Consider the following 2,281-nt stretch of genomic DNA (forward strand, 5'->3'; position numbering starts at 1 on the left):
ATGGGAGGCGACGTGGCTGAGGTGCGCCGGGAGATGGAGACCAACTTCTTCGGCCCGCTCGTCGCCACACGGGCCTTCGCCCCGGTGATCGAGGGCAACGGCGGCGGCGCCGTGCTCAACGTCCTGTCCGCCCTGTCCTGGTTCCACCCGGCAGGACTCGGCTCCTACGCCGCGTCCAAGGCCGCCGCCTGGGCGCTGAGCGACGCGACCCGTGAGGAGCTGGCACCGCGCGGGATCACCGTCTCCGCGCTGCACGTCGGCTACATGGACACCGACATGGCCGCTGGCGTGCCCGCCGATCAGAAGGTCGCCGCCGCCGACGTCGCGGCCCAGGCCCTGCACGGCATCGAGACCGGCCTGTTCGAGATCCTCGCCGACGAGACCAGCCGGTACGTCAAGCAGAGCCTGTCCGCGACGCCCCAGCCGAACGCGGGCTGACGCTCAACCCCTCCACCACGGCACGACGGCCTTCCGGGCCCCCTTACACAAGGCATTCTCGTGCGTTACACGGCCTTCGGCCGCAAGACCGGACTACGCGTTTCCGAGTACGCGCTCGGCACCGCGAACTTCGGCACCGGCTGGGGCGCCGGCGCCGAGCCCGACGAGGCCGGCCGGATCTTCAACCGGTTCGCCGCGGCCGGCGGCACCTTCCTCGACAGCGCCGACAGCTACCTCGCAGCCCTCGACGTCCAGCTCACCGGCGAGCAGTACGCGCCTCGACAAGGTCAGCGCCATGCCGCTCGGCGTACCGCACGAGGGCGTCGCGGGCTCGCTGGGCCGCCTCCAGGGCGGCGACGCGGGCACCCTCCCGCTTGGACGGGAGACCATACGAACGGAGATGACGATGAAGGCCTTCATGGTCGAGAAGTACGGTGACGCGTCCAACATGCGTGCCGCCGAGATACTCGCCCCCCAGGTGGGCGCCGACGACGTCCTGGTCAGGATCGACGCGGCGAGTGTCAACCCGCTTGACTTGAAGATCCGCGATGGTGACCTCAAGCAGATCCTGCCCTACCGTCTCCCGCTCGTCCTGGGCAACGACCTCGCCGGGACCGTCGTCCGCGTCGGATCGTCCGTCACCCGCTTCGCGGTGGGCGACGAGGTCTGGGCGCGGCCCGACAAGGACCGCATCGGCACCTTCGCCGAACTCCTCGCCGTCCACCAGGACGACCTGGCGGCCAAGCCCGCCACGCTCACCATGACCGAGGCCGCCTCCCTCCCCCTGGTCGCGCTGACCGCCTGGCAGGCCCTGGTCGAGCGGGCGAACGTCCAGCCGGGCCAGAAGGTCCTCATCCACGCGGGCGCCGGCGGCCTGGGATCCATCACCATCCAACTGGCCAAGGCACTGGGCGCGCACGTGGCCGCCACCGCGAGCACCGCCAAGATCGACCTCCTCAAAGACCTCGGCGCGGACGAGGCCATCGACTACCGCACCCAGGACTTCTCCGAACTCCTCACCGGTTACGACCTCGTCCTGGACTCCCTCGGCGGCGAGAACCTCGCCAAGTCCCTGCGCATCCTCAAGCCCGGCGGCCTGGCCATCTCCGTCGCGGGCCCGCCCGACCCGGCCACCGCCCGCGAACTCGGCTCGAACCTGGTGCTCCGCCTGGGCATCGCCGCGCTCAGCGCCAAGATCCGGCGCCAGGCCAAGCGTCTCGGTGTCACGTACTCCTTCCTGTTCATGAAGGCCAGTGGCGACCAGCTGCGCGAACTCACCCCCCTCATCGACGCCGGGAAGATCCGCCCCGTCGTCGACCGGGTCTTCCCCTTCGACGAGACCCTTCAGGCCATGGAATACGTCGAGAAAGGCCGCGCGAAGGCCGGCAAGGTCGTCGTCTCCATCACGTGAACTTAGGGCAACGGCCCTGCCGGACGCCGAGAACGCCGCCAGCCACAACGAGAAGAACCCGCCCCACGCTCCTTTCTCCACACCAGGACCCGATCACGAACGCACCGTCCAGCTCCCCCCAGCGTGGACTGATGTGGCCCAGCCCTGCGTCTTGATCGTCGGCCAGTGGTTGCTTCAGGGGAAGGGGGGACGAACCGGCAGGCGAAGGTGAGGCCGGCGTCGTCTCCGTCGCCGTGGACGTGGTGGCCCCGCGCATCGGAGGTGTCTGCTGGTGCCTGGCGGAAGAAGCTGGTTCGCCGTGGCTGACCCGTGTCGGGATGGGGCTTGTCCTCCACGGCGATCTGCCGGACCACCGTGGCTCTCAGCAGAAGCGCGCGCCGCGACCGACGTACTGGTCGCGACGCGCGCTCATCCGCTCCGCCATGGCGCTAC

Annotated in this window: 3 protein-coding genes; all 3 read left to right on the forward strand. The window is 69.9% G+C overall.

Going from position 1 to position 2,281, the window contains the following annotated elements; all coding sequences use genetic code 11:
- Window positions 1–438: SDR family NAD(P)-dependent oxidoreductase (locus IE109_RS32720; protein ID WP_189554992.1), on the forward strand; the 438-nt coding region annotated here is incomplete at its 5' end.
- A gap of 60 nt (window positions 439–498) precedes the next feature.
- Window positions 499–876 (forward strand): aldo/keto reductase, encoded by a 378-nt coding sequence (locus tag IE109_RS34260; protein ID WP_506417194.1) that lies wholly within the window; start codon window positions 499–501, stop codon window positions 874–876.
- Window positions 845–1,849, forward strand: coding sequence for an NADP-dependent oxidoreductase (locus tag IE109_RS32730; protein WP_189554994.1), 1,005 nt, complete (start codon window positions 845–847; stop codon window positions 1,847–1,849). Before IE109_RS34260 ends, IE109_RS32730 begins: the two co-directional genes overlap by 32 nt.
- The last annotated feature ends 432 nt before the right edge of the window (window positions 1,850–2,281 follow it).

Origin of the sequence: Streptomyces lavendofoliae, from assembly GCF_014649735.1 — a bacterium.
GTDB classification, from domain to species: Bacteria; Actinomycetota; Actinomycetes; order Streptomycetales; family Streptomycetaceae; genus Streptomyces; species Streptomyces lavendofoliae.

Excerpts from the sequence above, each read along its gene's own strand:
- IE109_RS32730 (WP_189554994.1), top strand. The coding sequence starts at position 845 with ATGAAGGCCTTCATGGTCGAGAAGTACGGTGACGCGTCCAACATGCGT.